The sequence below is a fragment of the Marinicauda sp. Alg238-R41 genome, from assembly GCF_947331485.1.
Taxonomy (GTDB): Bacteria; Pseudomonadota; Alphaproteobacteria; order Caulobacterales; family Maricaulaceae; genus Marinicauda; species Marinicauda pacifica.
The window spans coordinates 264,671-286,525 of record NZ_CAMZOJ010000003.1 but is presented as its reverse complement, the minus strand read 5'-3'; the positions used below and the strand labels follow the sequence as shown (position 1 = coordinate 286,525).

22 protein-coding genes are annotated in these 21,855 nt (G+C 64.4%); 3 read left to right on the top strand and 19 right to left on the bottom strand.

Annotated features, from left to right (window positions below; translation table 11 throughout):
* Window positions 1–5: 5 nt before the first annotated feature.
* From PGP17_RS13345 to dusB, 4 genes are all read right to left on the bottom strand, one after another.
* Complete coding sequence (locus tag PGP17_RS13345) at window positions 6–2,219, bottom strand: sensor histidine kinase (protein WP_270375840.1); 2,214 nt, start codon at window positions 2,217–2,219, stop codon at window positions 6–8.
* Window positions 2,220–2,303: 84 nt separating this feature from the next.
* Complete coding sequence (locus PGP17_RS13340; protein WP_270375839.1) at window positions 2,304–3,551, bottom strand: response regulator; 1,248 nt, start codon at window positions 3,549–3,551, stop codon at window positions 2,304–2,306.
* Window positions 3,548–4,597 carry a two-component system sensor histidine kinase NtrB gene (locus PGP17_RS13335; protein ID WP_270375838.1) on the bottom strand — a complete coding sequence of 350 codons (1,050 nt, stop codon included), beginning with the start codon at window positions 4,595–4,597 and terminating at the stop codon, window positions 3,548–3,550. Before PGP17_RS13335 ends, PGP17_RS13340 begins: the two co-directional genes overlap by 4 nt.
* Window positions 4,594–5,613, bottom strand: coding sequence for a tRNA dihydrouridine synthase DusB (gene dusB, locus PGP17_RS13330; protein WP_442915169.1), 1,020 nt, complete (start codon window positions 5,611–5,613; stop codon window positions 4,594–4,596). The genes PGP17_RS13335 and dusB overlap by 4 nt, the downstream gene beginning before the upstream one ends.
* Window positions 5,614–5,705: 92 nt before the next feature.
* Here dusB and PGP17_RS13325 point away from each other — a divergent pair, with 92 nt between their 5' ends.
* Together PGP17_RS13325 and PGP17_RS13320 are read left to right on the top strand one after the other, a co-directional pair.
* Window positions 5,706–6,854, top strand: coding sequence for a bifunctional 2-C-methyl-D-erythritol 4-phosphate cytidylyltransferase/2-C-methyl-D-erythritol 2,4-cyclodiphosphate synthase (locus PGP17_RS13325; protein ID WP_270375836.1), 1,149 nt, complete (start codon window positions 5,706–5,708; stop codon window positions 6,852–6,854).
* Window positions 6,855–6,856: 2 nt separating this feature from the next.
* The gene (locus tag PGP17_RS13320) at window positions 6,857–7,345 is read left to right on the top strand and encodes a CinA family protein (RefSeq protein ID WP_270375835.1); all 489 of its coding nucleotides are present in this window, start codon (window positions 6,857–6,859) and stop codon (window positions 7,343–7,345) included.
* On the opposite strand, the gene PGP17_RS13315 is transcribed toward PGP17_RS13320, so the two are convergent.
* The 6 genes from PGP17_RS13315 to lpdA form a co-directional block, all read right to left on the bottom strand.
* Entirely contained in the window at window positions 7,310–7,837 is a 528-nt protein-coding gene (locus PGP17_RS13315) for a type II toxin-antitoxin system RatA family toxin (protein WP_270375834.1), read from the bottom strand. The two genes, PGP17_RS13320 and PGP17_RS13315, sit on opposite strands and share 36 nt — an antisense overlap.
* A gap of 4 nt (window positions 7,838–7,841) precedes the next feature.
* Window positions 7,842–8,810, bottom strand: a complete 969-nt coding sequence (lipA, locus tag PGP17_RS13310) for a lipoyl synthase (RefSeq protein ID WP_135943681.1) — start codon at window positions 8,808–8,810, stop codon at window positions 7,842–7,844.
* 139 nt (window positions 8,811–8,949) lie between these two features.
* Window positions 8,950–10,182: a polymer-forming cytoskeletal protein gene (locus PGP17_RS13305; protein ID WP_270375833.1), complete on the bottom strand. Its 1,233-nt coding sequence runs from the start codon at window positions 10,180–10,182 to the stop codon at window positions 8,950–8,952.
* Window positions 10,183–10,193: 11 nt separating this feature from the next.
* Window positions 10,194–10,367 (bottom strand): hypothetical protein, encoded by a 174-nt coding sequence (locus PGP17_RS13300; protein ID WP_158291190.1) that lies wholly within the window; start codon window positions 10,365–10,367, stop codon window positions 10,194–10,196.
* Between the two features lie 193 nt (window positions 10,368–10,560).
* Complete coding sequence (locus PGP17_RS13295) at window positions 10,561–11,175, bottom strand: hypothetical protein (protein WP_270375832.1); 615 nt, start codon at window positions 11,173–11,175, stop codon at window positions 10,561–10,563.
* A gap of 152 nt (window positions 11,176–11,327) precedes the next feature.
* A complete protein-coding gene (lpdA, locus tag PGP17_RS13290) occupies window positions 11,328–12,740 on the bottom strand; it encodes a dihydrolipoyl dehydrogenase (protein WP_270375831.1) in 1,413 nt (470 codons plus the stop codon).
* 148 nt (window positions 12,741–12,888) lie between these two features.
* Here lpdA and PGP17_RS13285 point away from each other — a divergent pair, with 148 nt between their 5' ends.
* Entirely contained in the window at window positions 12,889–13,794 is a 906-nt protein-coding gene (locus PGP17_RS13285; RefSeq protein ID WP_270375830.1) for a haloalkane dehalogenase, read from the top strand.
* A gap of 51 nt (window positions 13,795–13,845) precedes the next feature.
* Here PGP17_RS13285 and PGP17_RS13280 read toward each other — a convergent pair whose 3' ends face one another.
* The 9 genes from PGP17_RS13280 to eno form a co-directional block, all read right to left on the bottom strand.
* Window positions 13,846–14,637 carry an acyl-CoA thioesterase gene (locus PGP17_RS13280; protein WP_270375829.1) on the bottom strand — a complete coding sequence of 264 codons (792 nt, stop codon included), beginning with the start codon at window positions 14,635–14,637 and terminating at the stop codon, window positions 13,846–13,848.
* A gap of 144 nt (window positions 14,638–14,781) precedes the next feature.
* Entirely contained in the window at window positions 14,782–15,153 is a 372-nt protein-coding gene (locus PGP17_RS13275) for a cupin domain-containing protein (protein WP_135943675.1), read from the bottom strand.
* 4 nt (window positions 15,154–15,157) lie between these two features.
* Window positions 15,158–16,615, bottom strand: a complete 1,458-nt coding sequence (locus PGP17_RS13270) for a pyruvate dehydrogenase complex dihydrolipoamide acetyltransferase (RefSeq protein WP_270375828.1) — start codon at window positions 16,613–16,615, stop codon at window positions 15,158–15,160.
* An 18-nt stretch (window positions 16,616–16,633) separates the two neighbouring features.
* A complete protein-coding gene (locus PGP17_RS13265; RefSeq protein ID WP_135943673.1) occupies window positions 16,634–17,050 on the bottom strand; it encodes a hypothetical protein in 417 nt (138 codons plus the stop codon).
* Between the two features lie 6 nt (window positions 17,051–17,056).
* The gene (locus tag PGP17_RS13260) at window positions 17,057–18,514 is read right to left on the bottom strand and encodes a pyruvate dehydrogenase complex E1 component subunit beta (RefSeq protein WP_270375827.1); all 1,458 of its coding nucleotides are present in this window, start codon (window positions 18,512–18,514) and stop codon (window positions 17,057–17,059) included.
* Window positions 18,514–18,921, bottom strand: coding sequence for a hypothetical protein (locus PGP17_RS13255; protein ID WP_270375826.1), 408 nt, complete (start codon window positions 18,919–18,921; stop codon window positions 18,514–18,516). Before PGP17_RS13255 ends, PGP17_RS13260 begins: the two co-directional genes overlap by 1 nt.
* A 4-nt stretch (window positions 18,922–18,925) precedes the next feature.
* Window positions 18,926–19,966: a pyruvate dehydrogenase (acetyl-transferring) E1 component subunit alpha gene (gene pdhA, locus PGP17_RS13250; RefSeq protein ID WP_270375825.1), complete on the bottom strand. Its 1,041-nt coding sequence runs from the start codon at window positions 19,964–19,966 to the stop codon at window positions 18,926–18,928.
* Window positions 19,967–20,089: 123 nt separating this feature from the next.
* Window positions 20,090–20,428: an FtsB family cell division protein gene (locus tag PGP17_RS13245; RefSeq protein ID WP_270375824.1), complete on the bottom strand. Its 339-nt coding sequence runs from the start codon at window positions 20,426–20,428 to the stop codon at window positions 20,090–20,092.
* A gap of 107 nt (window positions 20,429–20,535) precedes the next feature.
* A complete protein-coding gene (gene eno, locus PGP17_RS13240; RefSeq protein ID WP_270375823.1) occupies window positions 20,536–21,813 on the bottom strand; it encodes a phosphopyruvate hydratase in 1,278 nt (425 codons plus the stop codon).
* Window positions 21,814–21,855: the final 42 nt, after the last annotated feature.

Here is a 21,855-nt window from a genome sequence, read left to right as displayed (position 1 = left end):
CGTCCTCAAACTTGCGCGCTTTCGGCGCGGTTGGGCAGTGAGCCGTTATTGTCTAGCAAGGGGAAGGCCAGCCGAACCACGGCGCCCTGTTGGGAATCGTCGCGATCGTGAAGCTCAAGCCGGCCCGAATGGTCTTCCATGACCCGCCGAACGATGGCGAGGCCCAGCCCGGTCCCTTTCTCGCGCGTCGTCATGTAGGGCTCTGTCAGCCGCGCCTTGTCCGGCGATGGCCAGCCCAGCCCGTCATCCTTGACCTCGATGATCGCGAACCCATCCTGAACCAGGACTGAAACCTGCATCTGGCCGATCGACTTCCCGGCCTCCGATTCCATTCGGGTGGAAACCGATTCGGCGGCGTTTTTCAGTATATTGGCCAGAGATTGTGTCGCCAGACGCGAATCGCATTCCACCATCACCGCGTCGTCGGGACGCTGCAGCGAGATCCTGATTTGCGGCGAGGCCACCCTCTGCGCGAAAACCGCCCCTTCTGCCACGACATTGAGATCGGTGACTTCCATTTTCGGCGCGGGCATTCGCGCGAAGGTCGAGAATTCATCGACCATCCGGCCGATATCGCTGACCTGCCGGACGATGGTATCCACGCACCGGTCGAAGACATCGACCTGGGTCTGGTCTACATCCTTGCGGTACTTGCGCCGTAACCGTTCGGCGGAGAGCTGAATAGGCGTCAACGGGTTCTTGATTTCATGAGCGATCCGCCGCGCCACGTCCCGCCAGGCCGCGTTGCGCTGTGCCGCAACCAGCCGTGTCACGTCGTCGAAGGTGATCACCATCCCACCATCGTCATCGAGTGCCGCGCGCGCATTGAGGTGAACCAGAGCGCCATCCGCGCCAGTCAGGTCGATCTGACGCTCCGCAATGTCGCTCGGACGGCGAGCCGCCTCCTCCACGACCGCCGCGAACACAGGCGCAGCGGTATCGACCGTCTCGCCAACGACATCGCCCGGTTCGAGGCCGAGAAGGGTTGCGGCAGAACGGTTCATAAGTGTGATGCGTCCGTCTGAGTCCACGCCGATCACCCCGGCACTGACACCGGTCAGCACCGCCTCGATGAAGGCGCGCCGCCGCTCGGCCTCCGCGTTGACCTCCAGAAGCGTCGAGCGCTGGCTATTCAGCTGGCGGGTCATCCGGTTGAAGGCCCGCCCGAGGGCGGCGAGCTCATCGGGATTGCCGGCCACTTCGACGCGCGCGTCCAGATCTCCGCGGCGCACACGTTCGGCTGCGCTTACCAGCCTGCCGACCGGGGCCACGACCTGGTTGGCAGCCGACAATGCCAGCCAGATCGCGCCGGCCAGGATCAGCATGGCCGCCTCGACGTAGACAAAGAAGAAGAGACGGCGCGTCTGTTCCTCCGCCGCGACCGCATCGCGGAACGCGGCCGTGGCTTGTTCGGTCTGCGTCAGCAGGCTGAAATCGTGGTACCAGACGACGTAGAGATAAGCATCCTCGTAGGCGGGCAGCTCGAGCAATAGCCGGACGAAATCAGGCGCATCGTCTCGTGTCACCGGGTCGGACACCGCAATTTCGGTGTCACCGAGAATCTGGAACAGGCGTGGTGATGGCGCCGTGAAAAGCGGCGCATTCTGAGCTTCGGCGCGGGCCAGAATGGTGGACTGGGAATCCACGATGTAGGCAGCCTGGAAATTCCGCCGGATCGCCTGTTCACGCAAATAGGCCGAATACACGATCCGATTGCTGCGCAGCGCTTCGACCGCCTCGCCCTGGGAGAGGTCGTTGGCCATCGACCGCATCTGGATGCGGGCCAGTTCGAGCTCCTCGGGTGCCTGTTCTCGTCCGAGATCGGCTACGCTTTCCACGAGTGTGTTCACCGGCTCGCCCAGCCAGAACTCCATGCCCCGGCCCAGGACGAGCGCGTTGAACCCCGCGGTCAGGACGGCCGGGGTGATCGCGGCGACCGAAAACAGGATGATGAAGCGGATATGCAGGCGCGGCGCCGGTTCGCCGAAGCGGCGTCCCATGAATTTTCGCACCACCCGGATGCCGGCCGCACTCAGCAGAACCAGGATCAGCGCGCCATTGCCGAAGATGAGTGCATAGAGCTGGCGGCTATTCTCGTCGGCGTCGCGCGACATCGACAGGAAGGCGAGCAGGATCAGCCCGATACTGGCCAGCGCGAACCCGACCGCGAAAAGCGATCGGCCTCCGGCACGGGTCAGGTGTTGCCTTCTGAGAGTCAACGCAGGAAGCGCTCCATTAAACAGACGCCCATCCTGACGCGAGTGTGACCCATTGTCCACGCCCTGTTGCCGAACTGGCGCAACTCAGACATCCAGATTCAGCGTTTCGATCCGTCTGGCCAACGTGTTGCGATTCCAGCCCAGAAGTGTGGCGGCATCGCGCCGCACGCCGCCAGTCCGTGACAGGGCTGCTTCGATCAGCGCGGCATCGACGCGGTCGTGAACGCTGCGCCCGGGGTCCGCCTGGCCAGAGGCGAACGCGCGGCTGGCAGCGTCGATGACGGCGGCCTCCAGGGCCTCCGCGTGTTCGCCTGCTTGCGCCAGAAGGCCCGCCAGGAACTCGGCTGAAGGCATCTCGCAAAGGCTCAACCGCGTGAGCACGAATTCCAGTTCGCGCACCTCACCCGGCCATGCCCAGCGTGAGAGCGCCGTGCGCACCTCGCCGGACAGACTTCGTTCTGGCGAAAGCCTCGACCAGACATGATCGACGATCAGATCGAGATCGCCTTCGCGGTCTCTAAGCGGGGGAAGCTCGACAAGGCCCGCACCGATGAGAAAATAGAGCGCATCCGGCAACGCGTTGCGGACGGTGGGCGAACCGGTGACGTAGAGGTTGGTGGCGGGTTGAGCTTCGCACCACTCTCGCACCTGCTGCGCGGCCCGCTCGCTCCACATGTCGGCGCGGCGAAGCAAGAGACCATCGGCCTCGCCCGTTGCCGCGCCGGGCCCCTCGCGGTCAAGCCGGGCCGGACCCAGCTCGATCAGCTTGCGTCCGCCGCGGGCGGTGTGCAGCGCACGCGCAGCCGTAGCACGGCCAGAGCCCTCCGGCCCGGTGAGCAGCACGGGGCAAACGACACGGGATAATCGGCCGAGCGCCTGGAAAACCGTCTGCATCGCGCGCGACCGGCCCAGCAAGCCTTCATACCCGACGGACTTTGTCGGCCGGCTTGTCTCGCCGCTGCGCCCCGGATGGGCCGACAGGCAGGCGCTGACTGCACGGGTCAGCTCATCCAGGTCGAACGGCTTGGGAAGATATCGCCGCGCGCCCCGCTTGGCCGCGTGGATTGCGGTCGCGGCAGTCGTCTGCGCACTCACGATGATGATGGGTGCATCGGGACGCACGCGCGTGATTTCGTCGATGCGATCCAGGAAATTCTCCTGACCCAGTACGACATCGGCGACCAGCAGATCTGCGTCCCCGCCGATCATACGGTCGATCGCGCTCTGCGGAGAGGCTGTCGCGCGCACATCGAATCCGGCACGCGATAACGCCTTGGTGACGACCAGGCGCAGCGACTCGTCATCCTCAAGCACAAGAATGCGGGCGGTCATGTATCCCTGGCCTCCTGAAGGAAGAGCTTGAACACGGTCCGTCCGGGCCGACTTTCGAATTCAACCGCGCCATTGTGAAGGTCCGCCACGCGGCTGACAAAGGCCAGGCCCAGCCCCTCGCCCGCCGGTTTCCCCGTCACGAAGGGATTGAATATGCTCCCGGCCAGCCGGTCCGGCACGCCCGGCCCTGTATCGAGCACCTCCAGCTCCAGACGGGCATCCGGCGCCGCGCTGCCCGGTCCCAGCCGGCGATAGCGCGTCGTCAGGCGCACCATTCCGTCGCCATGGCGCGCAATGGCCTCCGCCGAGTTCGTCAGCAGGTTCAGGACCGCCTGCAACAGGAGGTCGCGGTCGCCCCAGGCTTCCGGCAAGGATGGGTCGAACGCTTCCTGGAAGCGGATCTCGTTGCCTGCAGCCACGCGTGCCGAGGCAATCGCCTCACGCGCGAGCGCATGCAGATTGATCGAGGTGGCCTCGCCGGCAACCACATCTCCAATGCGGCTCCAGTGCTCCGCAATCCGCCGGGCCCGATCCAGTTCGGTCATGATGATTGCGGCAAGCTCGGCAGTCTCGCCACCTGCTGTCTGTGAAATGAGCTGGGCCGCGCCGCGCGCGCCTGCAATCGGGTTCTTCAGCTCGTGCGAAAGCAGGCGTCCAAATCCGACCGCGGCATTGGCCGCCCCCTCGCCGCTGGGCTGGACCGATGCGGCCGGGGTCGGCCGGATCACGAGACAGATATCTTCACCGTCCGGAACCGCGTCGATGGCGCCGCGCAGGCGCTCGTCGCCCTCGTGCAGGGACACATCGTGAGCGAGCACTTCGCGTCCGCTGATCCGCGCGCGCCGTGCAATCTGCCCGGCCACACGGCCCCACGCGCCAAGCTCCTCCAGATCGGCTCCGATCAGGCGCTGACGCGAACGCCCGAAAAGCGGCTCAGCCGCCCCGTTTGCGTAAATTACCTGTCCGCAGGCATCGATCATGATCAGCACTGACGCGGCGGTCTCGGCCGCCCGCGCCGCGCGCCGTTCGATCGCGTCGAGACTCACGCGGCAGCCTGCCGGGAGGCCGTATCGCAGAAGGCGAGCAAGGCGGCGCGCGTCCGGGTCGCCGAAGTTTCGCGGCACAATTGCGCCCGCGCCTGTTTGGCGCGGTCCGCATCCGGTTCGGCCCAGTCCACAAAGCTCGCGAAATGCTTGCGCATGCAGCGCACGCCGAGCTCTTCACCGTAGAGTTCGACCGAATCTGCGAGCGCCTCGTCCAGCGCCTGCCCCGCAACGGCAATCCCGGGTTCCACCAGAGCTCCGCCGTCGCGAAGGGCGCGACCGATCGCCCCCGGCAGCCAAGGACGTCCCTGGCTCGCACGGCCGACCATGACCGCATCGGCGCCCGACTGGCTCAGAGCGGTCCGGGCCTCGTCCGGCGTCGAGATATCGCCGTTGACCACGAGGGGGAGCGTGCAGGCATCGCGCACGGCGCGCACCGCGGCCCAGTCGGCCTGGCCCTTGTAGAATTGCTGCCGCGTCCGCCCGTGCACGGTGACCATCTGGATGCCGGCATCCTGTGCCCGGCGGGCAAGTTCGGGCGCATTCACGCTGTCCTGATCCCAGCCGAGGCGCATTTTCAACGTCACCGGCAGGGACACGGCCCGCACCGTCGCCTCGATCAGACCGAGCGCGTGATCGAGATCGCGCATCAGCGCAGATCCCGACAGCCCGCGAGTGACCTGTTTTGCCGGGCAGCCCATATTGATGTCGATCACCTCGGCGCCGGCGTCAGCCGCTATGCGCGCGCCGATATCCATCCATTTCGCCTCGCGCCCGGCCAGCTGGACCACGCGCGGCCCGCAATCGGCATCGCCGCGCATGCGCCGCACGACATCCTCGCGCCCCTGCGCCAGAGTCTCGCACGCGACCATTTCCGACACGACCAACCCCGCGCCGAAGCGCCAGGCCTGCTTGCGGATCGGGTAGTCGGTCACGCCGGACATTGGCGCAAGCAGACAGGGTCCGCGCACGCAGACGGGTCCGATGGAAAAGGTCGATGTCGCAGCGGTGTCGGCCATCATTCTGCTCATAGCGCGTCTGGACCTGGGCTTCCAGAGACCGTAACGCTTCCACCTGCCTGATCTGCAATCTGTGACCGGAATCTCCGCCCATGGCCTCCCGCTTTACCGCCTGTATCGTTGCCGCCGGCCGGGGCGAGCGTGCGGGAGGGAGTGAGCCCAAGCAGTTCCGCCCCCTGGCGGGCAAGCCCATGCTGCGCTGGAGCGTCGAAACCTTCAGCCAGCATCGCGACTGCGCAGAGATCGTCATCGCGTGCGCCCCCGATCAGGTCGCGCGGGTCGAGGATATGACGCAAGGCCTCGCCTGCCCCGTGCGTGTCGTGCCGGGCGGGACCAGCCGGACCGCCTCCGTACGCGCGGCGATCGAGATCGCTGACGCACCACATGTGCTCATCCATGATGCCGCCAGGCCCGGTGTCACCCCTGCCCTGATCGACAGGCTGCTGGCGGCGCTCGAAGATGCTCCGGGTGCCGTTCCGGTCCTGCCTGTGGCCGATGCCCTGACGCGGGAGGATGAAAGCGGACTCGTGCCGGTTTCCCGCGACGGGCTGATGCGTCTCCAGACTCCGCAGGCCTTCGAGCGGGCCCGTCTGACCGAGGCCTTCACGCGCGCTGGCGAGGTCAGCTATCCTGACGAGAGCGCCCTGGCGCGCGCAACCGGTCTCCCGGTGGCCACCGTCCCGGGCGAGGAGCGTAATTTCAAGGTGACCTGGCCTGAGGATTTCGAACGTATGGCATCCCTGCTCCAACCGGACCACAGCGGCCTCACCGTGTCCGGCTCCGGCTACGACGTTCACCGCCTCGCGCCGGGCGACGGTCTGACCCTGTGCGGAGTCTTCATCGACTGCCCCCTTCGCCTGATCGGTCATTCTGACGCCGATGCCGGTCTGCACGCCATTACCGACGCGCTTCTCGGTGCATCGGGTCAGGGCGATATCGGCCAGCACTTTCCCCCGACCGATGCGCGGTGGAAGGATGCGGACTCAGCCGATTTCCTGCGCCATGCCCTGGGGCTGGCGCGCGAGGCCGGGGCAAGCCTGGTCCACGTGGATGTCACATTGATCTGTGAGCGCCCGAGAATTGGCCCCTTCCGGGACGCCATGCGGACGAGGGTCGCTTCGATCATGGACCTTGCACCACAACGGGTAAACATCAAGGCGACCACAACCGAGAAGCTCGGCTTTACCGGACGGGGCGAAGGCCTTGCCGCGGAAGCCATCGTGACCGTGAGGGTGCACTGACCATGTTACCGGCCAACCTGATTAGGCTTGCAGAGAACGTGAACGCCTTGTCGCGCGAGCATGGCCTGATGATCGCCACCGCCGAAAGCTGCACCGGCGGCATCGTGGCCGGGGCGTTGACCGAGATCGCCGGCTCATCCAGCGTTCTCGACCGGGGCTTCGTGACCTATTCAAACGAAGCCAAGCAGGAAATGCTCGGCGTTGATAAAGCGCTGATCGACACCCACGGTGCCGTGTCGGAAGAGGTCGCGCGCGCGATGGCAGACGGGGCACTTGAGCATTCAAATGCCGGACTGGCCGTTTCGATTACCGGCATTGCCGGCCCTGGCGGCGCAACGGCATCAAAGCCGGTGGGACTCGTGTGGTTCGGTGTCGCCAGAACCGGCCAGGCCGTCCGCACAGTCCGTGAAGAATTTGGCGAGCTCGGCCGCTCGCAAGTGCGCGAGCGCGCAGCCCTAACCGCTCTTGGTCTTCTGAAGGAGGCCTTCTAGCTCCTTCATCTCCGCCTCGACGTCCAGAGTGTCCTTTCCGACCGGCTCGAGGCGCTTTTGCGCGGCTCCCTCGAACGCGTCGATCAGGAAGCGCACAGCCCGGCCCCGATTGGTGTCAACCAGCATCTGCAGGATCGGATTGCGGAAATGGTAGCGAATCCAGAAATCGACGAGCGTCGAGCCGTCTGACAATTCGTGGAAGCGCCACCGATTGGCCAGGTCGGTAAACGGCCCGGAGAGATAGGTGACATCGATCCGGCGTTCCGGCTTGCACAGGTGAACGCGCGACGTGAATTTCTCGCGCACGAAGCGGAACTTCACCCTCGCCTCGGCATCCATCTCCCCTTCGCCGTCCGAGACATGGTTTCGCGTCACGCGCATGGCGGTGATCAGCGGAATGAATTTGGGGTATTGGCGGATATCCGCGACCAGATCGAACAGTTCGTCCGGGCGGTATCTCAACCGCAAACGCTCGACATGCTCGGTCGTCATGCCGCTAGACCTGACGGCCCGCAGCCAGGGCGGCTTCGCGCGCCGCGCGCAGCTTCTCGAAATCCTCGCCGGCATGGTAGCTTGAGCGGGTCAGCGGCGTCGCCGAGACCATCAGGAAGCCCTTCGCGCGAGCGATGGTCTCATAGCCCTTGAACTCGTCCGGGGTCACATAACGGTCGATCGCGGCGTGCTTGCGCGTAGGCTGCAGGTACTGACCGATCGTCAGGAAATCGATTCCGGCCGACCGCATGTCGTCCATGACCTGCATCACCTCTTCCTTGGTCTCGCCAAGGCCGACCATGATGCCCGACTTGGTGAACTGGGCCGGGTCGCGCTCCTTGACGCGCTCGAGCAGGCGCAAGGAGTGGTAATACCGCGCGCCCGGACGAATGGAGAGGTAGAGCCGCGGCACGGTCTCCAGATTATGGTTGAAGACGTCCGGCTTGGCGTCGATCACGATTTCCGCAGCGCCCGGCTTGCGCAGGAAATCGGGTGTCAGGATCTCGATCGTGGTTCCGGGTGCGGCCTTGCGAATCTCGCGGATCACCTCTGCGAAGTGCTCCGCGCCGCCATCGGGCAGGTCGTCGCGATCCACCGAGGTGATGACGACGTGTTTGAGGCCCATGGTCGCGGTCGCCTCACCCACGCGCTTGGGTTCGTCGGCGTCGAGCGCGTTGGGAAGTCCGGTCTTCACATTGCAGAAGCTGCAGGCCCGCGTGCAGGTATCGCCCAGAATCATGAAGGTCGCATGCTTCTGCGACCAGCATTCGCCGATATTCGGGCAGCCAGCCTCCTCGCAAACCGTGACGAGGTTGTTTTCCTTCACCACATTACGGGTCTCGGAGAAGACGCCGCCAGCGGGCGCCTTGACGCGAATCCAGTCCGGCTTGCGCAGGACAGGGGTGTCCTCGCGCTTTTGCTTTTCCGGGTGCCGCGCTGCGCGCGCGTTGCGAGCATCAATCAGTGTCGTCATGAGCCGTTACATGGACCGGAGCGCGCCAAGGTTCAAGCACACCATGCTGATGCGCGTCGCCGCACCCGGGGAGCGTAAACACGAAAACGCCCGGCTGGACACGGGCCAGCCGGGCGCAATTTCAAGAGTGGACGTCTGTCTAGACCGCGTCGTCCGTCGTAGCGACCCGATCATTGTGCCGTGAGAAGATCGCGACACTCCACGCCCCCAGACCGATACACAGGACGATCGAGACGATGAGCCATCCGATCACCGGGATCATGCCGAGCGCGACGATCGCGGCCAGCGCCACCAGGAATGAAATGGCACGAAGGCCCAGCCCGGCCTGCCCGCCCTTGCGATTGAAGACCAGATCTCCAACCGCCATGCCACCGAAGGCAAACGCCAGGAACAGAACCACCGGGTAGATGAAGAGCAGGATCAGTCCCAGAGGGATGCCGACGATCGTGATCATCAGCAGAACCATCAAGGTCAGGACGAGTACCGGAGATACCGCCAGGACAATGAGGCCAAGCAGGGTCGAGATGAAGGGACGGCGGCGGAAGGCTGCCGCAATGGCGCCCACCGAGCGCGGGGCGATCAGGACGGCCAGCATGCCCAGGATGAACGCGCTGAACGCCGATGCACCAGCCAGCGGCCACTCGGGCAGCTTGAAATTGGGGCCGTCATAGTCGCCGAATTCGCGATCTGTGAACTCGCGGTATTCGTAAGTGACACCTTGGGGAATCACTGCGCCATCCTCGATCGTCGGCTCGTGAAGGCTCTCGACGAGCACCGGTCCCAGCAGGCGGGCCGACTCTTCGATGACGACCGAACGTGCCCGGATCTCGACCGGACCGGCAACCTCCCCGGAAATCCGCACATCGCGGCCAAACGCCTCCAGGCCGCCCAGGACCTGACCGTCGACACGCAGATCGCGGCCATTCAGTTCGGCATCGCCCCCGACAAGCCCGCTGGCTTCGAGCACAACCGAAGCGCCGCTGGCATTCAGGTCCTGTCGAATCTGGCCGGAAACCGTGATATCGGCTGCGCCCAGATTGACCGAACCGAGCACCTCTCCGGCAATCACCGCGTTGGCAGCGCCGACATTCACGTCGCCGCCTACGCGGCCTTCTTGACGAAAGTCGGCAACCGCCACACTGACATCGCCGCCGATGTCGGCATCGATGCTCATGTCTGCTGCAAGCCCGTCGACATCGCCTCCGACGCGGCCCCTCAAGGTGACGTCGGCAGCCAGCACGAAGATGTCGCCATTGTCATCGAGATCGAGAGACAGGTCGCCGCCGACATATTGGGCGTTCGCCGCGGTGAATGCGGTGCCAGACAGGACAAGAGCAGCCAGCACGTATCTGACGTGATGAAGAATATTCATTTCGCCCTCCTCTAGCTGCGCTCGCAGCGTTGATTGTCAGAAGGGACGCAGGACACGTCGCGCGTGTCAGCAGCCCCTTCCACTCCGACCAGATCGGCGCTGGCCTCACCCTCTTCGATGACAATGATGCAGCCGCCCAGCATCAGCATCGACGCCGCAGCGGTAGTCAGGAGGAGACGTTTCATTTTCTTACCGTTCTTATTGTGACCAACCATATCGAAACTCGATAACATATCGAAACTCGATATCAAAGCGTTTTTTCCGAAAAACGATAAAACTCGTGAACGAACCGGCACGCCATAGGTCCGGAAACGAAAAAGGCGGCGCCCCCTCGGGACGCCGCCTGTACCTGCCTGATTGAAGGAAAAACGGACTCGGCTAGTCGCCGTTGCAGTCTCTGTTCTCGCGCGGGGTAAACGTCACCAGCGAGGCGTCGATCAACTCGTTCAGCTCCGGTTCGTTGTCGGCCATCACGGTCAGCGGCGCGCCAATGGCCGCGCGCGAGCGGAAGACAACCTCATGCGCGCAGATCGTGCCGCCTGCCTGGAGATCGCCGGAAATGACGATTTCGCTGCGGTCACCGCGGCGGAAAAAGCCACCGCGGCCCTCACCTGAAATATCGACCGCCTCCTGGAACGTACCGCTCAACGTCGCACCGCCGACCCGCGCCCGGATCGGCCCTTCGAAGACGCCGGCGAACTCGACACCCGCCGCATTCACGTCCACGGGCCCGCCATACCAGCCTTCCAGATCGATTCCGGCCCCGTTGGCGATCGTGTGTCCGTGAATTCTGGCGTCGACATCGATGGAGGCGCCGTTCAGGTCCGCATCCCCGCCGACTTCACCTTCGACATCGACGCTCGCGCCATTCATTTCCAGGTCTCCGCCGACCCGGCCGCGGGAGGTGACGGCGGTGCCGTTCATCTCGCGATTTCCCTCGGTATCGCTGTCGTAGGTGCCGGCAAGGCCATTGAATTCGGAGTCCTGCGCCAAGGCGGGCGCTCCCGCGGCTGCGGCAACCAGAACGACGCTACTCGAAATCAGACCAACCAAATTTGACATCATGTTTCTCCTGTCCAGACGGCGCACTTGGCGTGCGCTCTGCCAGCCATGATGCACTCAAGACCTGATCCGGATGCAAGCGATTAGTAGTGAATGGCCCGGTCGTACGCGTCCAGCACGCTCTCGTGCATCATTTCCGACAGGGTCGGATGCGGGAAGACGGTGTGCATGAGCTCCGCCTCGGTGGTTTCCAGCGTTTTGCCGACCGCATAGCCCTGGATCAGCTCGGTCACGTCCGCACCGATCATGTGCGCGCCCAGCAACTCGCCCGTCTTCTTGTCAAAAATGGTCTTCACAAAGCCCTGGTCTTCGCCAAGCGCGATGGCCTTTCCGTTTCCGACAAAGGGGAAATTGCCCACCCGGATTTCGTAGCCGGCCTCTTTCGCCTTGGCTTCGGTCAGGCCGACCGAAGCGATCTGGGGATGACAGTAGGTGCAGGCGGGAATGTTCGACGTTTCCATCGCGTGCGGGTTCTCGCCGGCAATCTTCTCCACGCAGATAATGCCCTCGTGAGACGCCTTGTGCGCAAGCCACGGCGCGCCGGTCAGATCCCCGATCGCATACAGGCCTTTAACCCCGGTCCGCCCGAACCCGTCAGTCTTCACGTGGGATTTCTCGATCTCGACGCCGAGCTCCTCAAGCCCGAGATTCTCGACATTGCCCACGATCCCGATGGCGAGGATCGCGCGGTCATAGGCATTCTCTTCCGTCTTGCCGCCGGAGAGCTTGATCTTCGCCTTTACGGCGCTGCCGGAAACGCTCACCTTCTCGACCTGCGCGCCGGTATGGATGGTCAGGCCCTTTTTCTTGAACGCTTTCAGGGCGAAGGCTGAAACTTCTTCATCCTCCTGAGGCACGATTCGGTCGAGCATCTCGACCACGGTCACCTCCGCGCCCATGGTCGCGTAGAAGTCGGCAAACTCGATCCCGATCGCGCCCGATCCGATGACCAGCAGCTTTTTCGGCATCTCGTCAGGAACCATCGCCTCGCGATAGGTCCAGATCCGCTTGCCATCCGGCTCCAGTCCCGCCTGGGGGATGGTCCTTGCACGCGCGCCGGTCGCGAGAATGACATGACTGGCGGTGTAGCGCGTATCCTTGCCGTCGGCCTTCACGATGACGGCCGGCGCCTCACTGCCCTTCTCCAGGCGCGCTTCGCCCTCGATCACGGTCACCTTGTTCTTCTTCATCAGGCTGGACACGCCCGAGGACAGCCGGCCGGCCACCTTGCGCGAGCGTTTCACCACCGCGTCGAGATCGAAGGAGATATTGTCCGCGCTGAGACCGAACTCCTTGGCGTTCTTCATCAGATGATACACGTCGGCCGTGCGCAGCAACGCCTTCGTCGGGATGCAGCCCCAGTTCAGGCAGATCCCGCCCAGCTTGTCGCGCTCGACCACGGCGGTCTTCATCCCCAGCTGCGCGCCGCGAATGGCCGCCACATAGCCGCCCGGCCCGCCGCCAACCACGATCAGATCGAATTTTGTTTCGGACATGAAATAACTCCGCCGTTTGGGTCGGTTTTTTCTTACCGGTTACGCCCGGCGGACGCCACCATGTGTTCGCAGGCTGAAGCCCGGCAGCCGGGGCTTTCCCAGACACCTCGGCGCGTTGCATGCTGATATGGACATGTGAGGAGTTCCTATGACGACCGTTGACGCCCTGCGCACCCCGGACGATCGCTTTGCCACCCTGCCGGGCTGGACCTATGAACCGCGCTATATCGATGACTTGCCCGGCTATGAGGGCCTGCGCATGGCCGTCCATGACGAAGGACCGCGCTCGGATGCGCCGGTCTTTCTCTGCCTGCATGGAGAACCGAGCTGGAGCTATCTCTACCGCAAGATGGCGCCGGTCTTCCTGGCAGCCGGCGCGCGCGTCGTGATGCCCGACCTGTTCGGCTTTGGCCGCTCGGACAAGCCGGTGGATGACAGCGTCTATACCTTCCACTGGCACCGCAACTCCCTCAAGGCCCTGATCGAGCGGCTGGACCTGACCGATATCTGCCTGGTCTGCCAGGACTGGGGCGGGCTGCTCGGCCTGACGCTGCCGATGGATTATCCCGACCGCTTCACCCGCCTCATCGTGATGAATACCGGGATCGGGATCGGCAAGAGCCCGGGCGAAGGGTTCGAGGCCTGGCGCGAATACGCGCGTACCCATCCGGACATGGATGTCGGCGCGCTCTTGAAACGCTCCACCGCGGGGATGAGCGATGGCGAAGCGAACGCCTACGCCGCCCCCTTCCCCGACGAGCGCTACAAGGCCGGCGTGCGCCGCTTTCCGGCCATCGTGCCGACCGATCCGGACATGGAGGGCGTCGACACGGGCAAGAAGGCGCTGAAATTCTGGAGCCAGGACTGGTCCGGCGAAAGCCTGATGGCCATCGGCATGCAGGACCCGGTCCTCGGCCCCGCCGTGATGGAGTCGCTGCGCAGCGTGATCCGCAACTGTCCCGAGCCGATGAAGATCGAACAGGGCGGACACTTCGTCCAGGAACACGGCGAACCCATCGCGCGTGAAGCCGTCAAACGCTTCGCGCTGGCCTGAAGGCGGGATCGAGGTCCGGCCAGGCGTGTCTGTAATCGCGGGCGCACACCGTCAGGAGTGCGGCTGCAATCTGCGCGCCGGGGTCGGACGGCCGTTTTCATCAAGCGCGACCATCACATAGGTCGCCTCGCCGACCAGACGGCGCTCGCCGGACATCAGATCCTCGGCCTCGGCCCGCACGGCAATCTGCATGGAGGTCCGGCCGACCGAAGAGAGCTGCGCGATGACGTCGAGCAGCTCGCCCTCCTTCGTCGGCGCAATGAAATCGATCTTGTCCGAAGCTGCCATGCCGACATCGCTGCGGGTATGGCGTGCGGCGGCGATGTAGGCCGCCTTGCCCATCAGCGACATCGCATTGCCGCCGAAGAGCTGGCCGAGGTGATTGGTGTCGCCGGGAAAAACGAGCTGCAGCACCCGCGCGAACCCGGCGTCCGATGCGGCGAAGTCCGGCAGCGCGTCCGGAGAGGGTGGCAGGCGGGCGGGATTGGTTTTGCGGTCGCCGGCCACCATGGTGAAGGCGCCCCGCGTACACAGGCGGCGCTCGCCGGTTCGCAGGTCCTCCGCCGACAGCTCGACATCGACCACCATCGACGTGCGCCCGACCATCCGCACCTGTCCGGTCAGCTCGATCAGATTGCCGACATAGACCGGCGCTTCGAAATCCAGCCTGTCGCAAGAGGCCGTGACGAAGGGCCGGCGCGCATGCCGGGCGGCGACCAGGAAGGCGATCTTGTCCATCTCGGCCATCGCCGCGCCCCCGAAATAGGTGCCCTGGTGATTGGTCTGGTCGGGAAAGACGAGATCGGTATGGCGGATCTCGGCGAGATGGGCAGGTTGGCTCATGACAGGTCTCCGGGCTGCGTGCCCGCGTCTTCCGGAACGTGGGCAGCCTCAAGCTAGGACGCTTTCGCCAGCCCTGCACCCGGCGGCAACCGTCCTGCTCCGTTGTTTTCGAGCTGCTCGCGGAACCGTGGGCGAAGGCCGGCGCTAGATTTCGCCGACCTCGGCGGTCAGCGCCCCGCCTTCCTGGCCGGTATTGACCACGCCGGCACGTTCCAGCAGCAGCATGTGGACCGGACCCTCCTCCACCACGGGGCGGTGGCGCAGCCCCTTGGGGATCACCGTCATCTCCCCGGGGCGCAGGACGAGGGGCTCGCCGTTCTCGATCTCGATGCGCAGCACGCCCTGGAAGACGAGGAAGAGCTCGTCTTCCTCCTCGTGGTGATGCCAGATGAACTCGCCCTCGGCCTTGGCCAGCTTGACCTCGTAATCGTCCACCCGCGCCACGCGCTTGGGCGACCAGACATCGTCGAAGCGCGCGTGCTTGGCGGCGATATTGATGACTTGGGGCGCGTTCATCGCTCTACATCAACAGCGTCATCGGGTCTTCGAGATAGGCCTTGAAGGCATTGAGCCAGCGGGCGCCGGTCGCGCCATCGACCACGCGGTGATCGCAGGTCAGCGTCACGGTCATCACCGTCGCCTTGGCCAGCGCCCCGTCCTTCACGACCGGGCGTTCCTCTCCCGCGCCGACCGACAGGATCATGCCCTGGGGCGGGTTCAGGATGGAGGCAAAGGAGCTGATCCCGAACATGCCCAGATTGGACAGCGAGAACGTCCCGCCCTGGTATTCCTCCGGCTTCAGCTTGCGGTCGCGCGCCCGCTGGGCCAGGTCCTTCATCTCGCGCGAGATTTCCGCCAGGCCCTTGCGGTCCGCATCCTTGATCACCGGCGTGATCAGCCCGCCCTCGATCGCCACGGCGACCGAGACGTCGGCATGCTTGTGCCGGGCCACGCGGCCATCCTCGATCCAGCTCGCATTGGCGTCGGGCTGGGCTTTCAGCGCCGCGCCGGACGCCTTGATCAGGATGTCGTTGACGGAGATTTTCACGCCCTCGGGCGCCTTGGCGTTGATCTTCTTGCGGAACTCCAGCAGCGCATCGATATGCACATCCACGTTGAGCGGGAAGTGCGGCACGTCGCGGAAGGACTCCGACAGGCGCTTGGCTGAAATCTTCTGGATGCCGTCCGCCTTGACGATCTCGTAGCGCTCGCTCGAAATGCCATAGGCCTTGAGGGGCTCTTTCTCGTCGATCTGTTTCGGTTTCTCTGCGGACGGCTCGGACTTCGCCGTCTCTTTCGCGGCGGCCTTGCCTACGCCCTCTTCCTTCGCCTTTTCGATATCGCGTTTGACGATCCGGCCATGCGGCCCGGAGCCGGTAACGGCCGTCAGCTCGATATCGGCATCGGCAGCCAGACGGCGGGCCAGAGGACTGGCCTTCACCCGCTCTCCGTCCTTCTCCGGCGCCGGCGGCGCCTTGGTCTCGGACGCGCCCTCGCTCACATTGGGGCGCTCGGCCTGTTTTGCCTTGCCGGACTGCTCGGCGGCGTCGTTCCCGTTTGAAACCCCGGACGCGCCCTTTGCGCGATCCGGGGCCTCGGCGCCCGTCTCGCTTGTCTTGCCAGAGGCCCCGGATCGAGTCTTCGACTCGTCCGGGGTTTCACTGGAAGACTCAGGCGCCTTGGCTTCCGGCTTGTCGTCACCCGGCGTCCAGTCGTCTATCGCGCTGTCGTCCTCGCCCTCTTCCAGCAACAGGGCGATGACCTGATTGACCTTGACCCCTTCGCTGCCTTCCTCGACCAGCAGCTTGCCGACCCGGCCCTCGTCGACGGCCTCGACCTCCATGGTCGCCTTGTCGGTCTCGATCTCGGCGATGATGTCGCCGGATTTGACCTCGTCACCTTCCTTGACCTGCCAGCTGGACAGCGTGCCCTCCTCCATGGTGGGCGACAGGGCGGGCATCAGAACTTCGATGGGCATGAAAAGGCTCCGCAGGGTTTAAGCGTTTGGCGCGCGCAGGATCAGGCGCGGGAAGAAGGTCAGCAGGAAGGTGGCAACGTAGAAGCCGAGTCCGACCGCCCACATCACCATCTCGATATTCGCATCCACGCCGCTGGCCGAGTTGATCAGCGCGGCCTGTCCCGCCGGGGAAAGGCCCTGTCGCCCGTCAATCTCGTACAGCGTGTCGATCAGTCCGGCGTGCTGGACGCGCGCGCCCTGAAAGAAGACGATCAGGAAGGCGACAGCAGCGCTGAAGAAGGCAAAGGCGAACAGGCGCAAGATGCCCCCTGCCCGGGCCAGGAACGCATAGAGCGCGACGATATAGGCCGACACGATCGTGAAGAAGACCGACACGCCGAGCATGAGCACGTTCATGAACTCGATCAGCTGCTCGATCACATCGGCTTCGGTCATTGTCGATCAGTCCACGTAACAGACGGCCTTCGCCGCGGTGATGATATCGGCCACGCCCGGAAGAGAGAGCTTTTCCAGGTTCGCCGCATAGGGCAGCGGCACGTCGGCCTGGTGCACGCGCGCCGGCGGAGCGTCGAGATAGTCGAACGCCTCGGCTGTCACCACGGCGGCGATTTCCGCGCCCACGCCATGCTGGCCCCAGCCTTCTTCCGCGCAGACCAGGCGATTGGTCTTCTTCACCGAGTCCACGATCGTTTTCGTGTCCAGCGGGCGTAGCGTGCGCAGATCGATGACCTCGGCCTCGATGCCATGCTCCTGCGACAGCGTCTCTGCCGCCTCGAGCGCGTAGCCGACCATGCGCGAATGGGCCGTGATGGTCAGGTCGCTCCCGGTCCGGCGCACCTTGGCCTTGCCGATGGGAAGGACCCAGTCCTCCATGTCCGGCACGTCGAACGTCTCGCCGTACATCAGCTCGTGCTCCAGGAACACGACCGGGTTGGGATCGCGGATGGCCGCTTTCAACAAGCCCTTGGCGTCCGCCGCATCGTAGGGCGCGATGACTTTCAGCCCGGGCACATGGGCATACCAGCTGGAATAATCCTGGCTGTGCTGGGCGCCGACGCGGCTGGCCGCGCCGTTGGGCCCGCGGAACACGATGGGGCAGCCCATCTGGCCGCCGGACATGTAGAGCGTCTTGGCCGCCGAGTTGATGATCTGGTCGATGGCCTGCATGGCGAAGTTGAAGGTCATGAATTCCACGATCGGCTTCAGCTTGCCGAACGCGGCCCCGACGCCAACCCCAGCAAAGCCGTGCTCGGTGATCGGGGTATCGATGACGCGCTTGTCGCCGAATTCCTGCAGCAGCTCGCGGGTCACCTTGTAGGCGCCCTGATACTCGGCCACTTCTTCGCCCATCACGAAGACCGCCTCGTCGCGGCGCATCTCCTCGGCCATCGCGTCACGCAGCGCGTCGCGCACCGCGGTTTCCTTCATCGATGTGCCTTCGGGGATTTCCGGGTCGGAGGCGGACGGCTGGGCATGGCGCACGCGTTCGGGCTGTTTGTGATCGGAACTCTCCGATGCCTCGCCGCCCTTTTCGCTCTCCTTCTGGGAGGCGGAGCCGCTCTCGGACTCGTCCGGGCTTTCATCGGAAGAGGCTGCGCCCTGGGCTTCGGGCTTGTCCACGCCGGGCGTGTAATCGTCCAGGGCGCTCTCGTCCTCGTCTTCGTCCAGCAGCAGGGCGATCACGGCGTTGACCTTCACGCCTTCGGTGCCCTCCTCGACGAGCAGCTTGCCGACCGTGCCCTCTTCCACGGCCTCGACTTCCATCGTGGCCTTGTCGGTCTCGATCTCGGCAATGACATCGCCGGAACTGACCGTGTCACCCGGTTTGACATTCCACTTGGCAAGCGTGCCCTCCTCCATGGTCGGGGACAGGGCGGGCATCAATACTTCGATGGGCATCAGGCGGTCGCTCCGGCTGGAGGTTGGTAGCGCAAGGCATGCGCACGCATGCGCTCGGCAAAGGCCATAAGGGTGTTGAGCGGACGGATCAGGACCTCGATGAGGACCATTTCGCCCTGCTCGTTCAGCGTGATCTTGTCGATACCGACCAGGCCCTTGCCATCGACCGTTCCGGTGAACTCCAGGATCAGGTCCTGGCCGTCAATCACCTCGTTTCGATAGGCAAAGCCGTCGACGGTCTCGATCACGCCTTGAAGAATGTGAATCAGGTAGTCCTTGTCCTGCGTGGGCGTCCACACGACCGGGGAACGCAGCTCGCATCCCTCCGCAATGATTGCGGAGAGCGCCGTCGCGTCTTTGGCCAGTACGGCTTCGTGCCAACGGGACAGGAATTCGTGAGCGGTCACCGCCCTACCCCTCGATCAGAACGTCGGTATAGAGCTCGTCCGGGTTCGGCTCCGGGCTCTCGCGGGCAAAGTCCGCGGAGTCCGAAACGATCTCCTTGATCTCCTTGTCCATCTTCTTCAGCGCGTCCTCGTCGGCATAGCCGGCTTCGAGGATTTTCTTCTTCGCGCCTTCGATGGGGTCGGAGTGCGAGCGGATATCGTCGACTTCCTCGCGCGTGCGGTATTTGGCCGGGTCGGACATGGAGTGACCGCGATAGCGGTATGTCTTCATCTCCAGAATGTACGGCCCGTTGCCCGAGCGCGCATGCTCGGCGGCCTTGGCCGCGGCCTCGTTCACGGCCACCACGTCCATCCCGTCGACTTCCTCGCCGGGAATGTTGAACGACACGCCGCGCTTGTAGAGATGGGTCTCGGAGCTCGAGCGCTTCACGCTCGTGCCCATGGCGTACTGATTGTTCTCGATCACGTAGACGACCGGCAGGTCCCAGATCTTGGCCATGTTGAAGCTCTCATAGACCTGGCCCTGGTTGGCCGCGCCGTCACCGAAATAGGTCACGGAGATCTTGCCGTTCTCCTTGTACTGGTTCGACAGGGCGAGGCCGGTGCCGATGGGCACTTGCGCGCCGACAATGCCGTGACCGCCGAAGAAGTTCTTGTCCCGGCTGAACATGTGCATGGAGCCGCCCTTGCCGCGCGAATAGCCGCCCTCGCGCCCGGTCAGCTCGGCCATGACCCCGTTCGGGTCCATGCCGGTGGCCAGCATGTGGCCGTGATCGCGGTAACCGGTGACGACCTGGTCGCCCTCTTCAAGCGCGCCCTGCACGCCGACAACGACCGCTTCCTGGCCGATATAGAGGTGGCAGAAGCCCGCGATCAGGCCCATGCCGTAAAGCTGGCCGGCCTTCTCCTCGAACCGGCGGATCAGCAGCATGTCCTTGTACCAGGACAGCATCTGGTCCTTCTCGACCGTCAGCTTCTTCGACGCGCCGGACGACTTCTTCGATGCGGAGGAGGTAGAGGAGGAGGAAGAGCTCTTGCTCGCCATATTTCGCACGCGAACAATAAGTCGCGCTCCCTGTCTGAGTTCCGCCCGGACTTAACAGGGATCAGCCCGGCAGGTAAAGCGGCAAAAGGATTGCTGCGCTTGCGAAATAAGTGTCGGAGACGCTTAGTAGCGTACGCGCTGCGGTTCGATTTTTATAATGATTTCATCAGGATGCGCGAAGTTCAGCACTTCACGCGCACGCTCTTCGACATAGTCCAGGTCGAGTGCACCCTGGTCAGGGGATAGCCGCGCCACGCGATCTTCCAGGTCGCGGCGCTCAACCTGAGCCAGCTCGAGCTCGGCCTGCGTTTCCGCAATGCGCGACTGGGTCACCATATAGCTGTACAGACCCTGATCGCCTTCCAGGGCGTGATAGCCCAGATAGGCGATAGCGCTTGCCAGCGCGAGAGTCGGAGCGAAGCGCTTCAGCTTCATCAGACCATCCCATCCACCGTCCGCCATTTCTGCGGATCGTGGGCAAACCTTACCCGGCGTAGCGTAAAGGAAGAGTTAGAAGCGCCTTGCAGGCCTCAGTTGCGATTCGGGCAATGTCAGTCGCCCGGCCGCATTCAGGCCGCCGCGATGGCCCGGCGCCCGGCATAGAGCCCGGTCGAGCCCAGCTCGGCTTCGATGCGCAGCAGCTGGTTATACTTCGCCGTCCGGTCGGAGCGGGCCAGCGAGCCGGTCTTGATCTGTCCGCAGTTCGTGGCCACCGCCAGGTCGGCAATGGTCGCGTCCTCGGTCTCTCCCGAGCGGTGGCTCATCACCGCGCCATAGCCGGCGCGCAATGCCATTTCGACGGCATCCAGCGTCTCCGAGAGCGTGCCGATCTGGTTGACCTTGACCAGGATCGCGTTCGCCGCGCCCTCCTGGATGCCGCGCCACAGGCGCTTGGGATTGGTCACGAACAGGTCGTCGCCGACGAGCTGGCATTCCCCGTCGAGCGCTTCGGTCAGCGCGACCCAGCCCTCCCAGTCGTCTTCGGCCATGCCGTCCTCGATGGAGAGGATCGGATAATCGGCCACCAGTTTCTTCAGATAGCTGCCGAACGCTTCGGGTTTGTGCGTCACGCCCGCGCCTTCCAGCACGTACTGGCCGTCCTTGAAGAACTCGGTCGAGGCCACATCGAGAGCGAGCGCGACATCCTCGCCCGGCGCGTAGCCTGCGTCCTCGGTGGCCTTCATGATGGCGTCCAGCGCGGCTTCCGCGCTCTTCAGGTCGGGCGCAAACCCGCCCTCATCGCCGACATTGGTGTTCTGGCCGTCCTGCTTGAGACGCTTTTTCAGCGCGTGGAAGATCTCAGAGCCGCAGCGCACCGCCTCGGCAAAGCTCTCCACGCCGACCGGCATGATCATGAATTCCTGGAAGTCGATCGGATTGTCGGCGTGCGCGCCGCCATTGATGATATTCATCATCGGGGTCGGCAGCTGGCGCGCATTCACGCCGCCGACATAGCGGTAGAGCGGCAGGTTGACCGCCTGGGCCGCCGCCTTGGCCACCGCCATCGACACGCCCAGCATCGCGTTGGCGCCGAGACGCGACTTGTTCTCCGTCCCGTCCAGCCCGATCAGAACCTCGTCGATATGGCGCTGTTCCTCGGCATCAAAGCCGGCCAGTGCGTCGAAGATCTCGCCCTCGACCGCGTTGACGGCCTGGCGCACACCCTTGCCGTTATAGCGCGCATCCCCGTCGCGCTTCTCGACGGCCTCGTGCGCCCCGGTAGAGGCCCCCGAGGGAACCGCAGCGCGGCCCAGCGAGCCGTCTTCCAGCATCACGTCGACTTCGACCGTGGGATTGCCCCGGCTATCGAGAATTTCACGGGCGAGAATATCGACGATGGCGGTCATGGAGGCGTTCCTGCTGAGCAAGGGAAGGATTTGCGCGCTTCA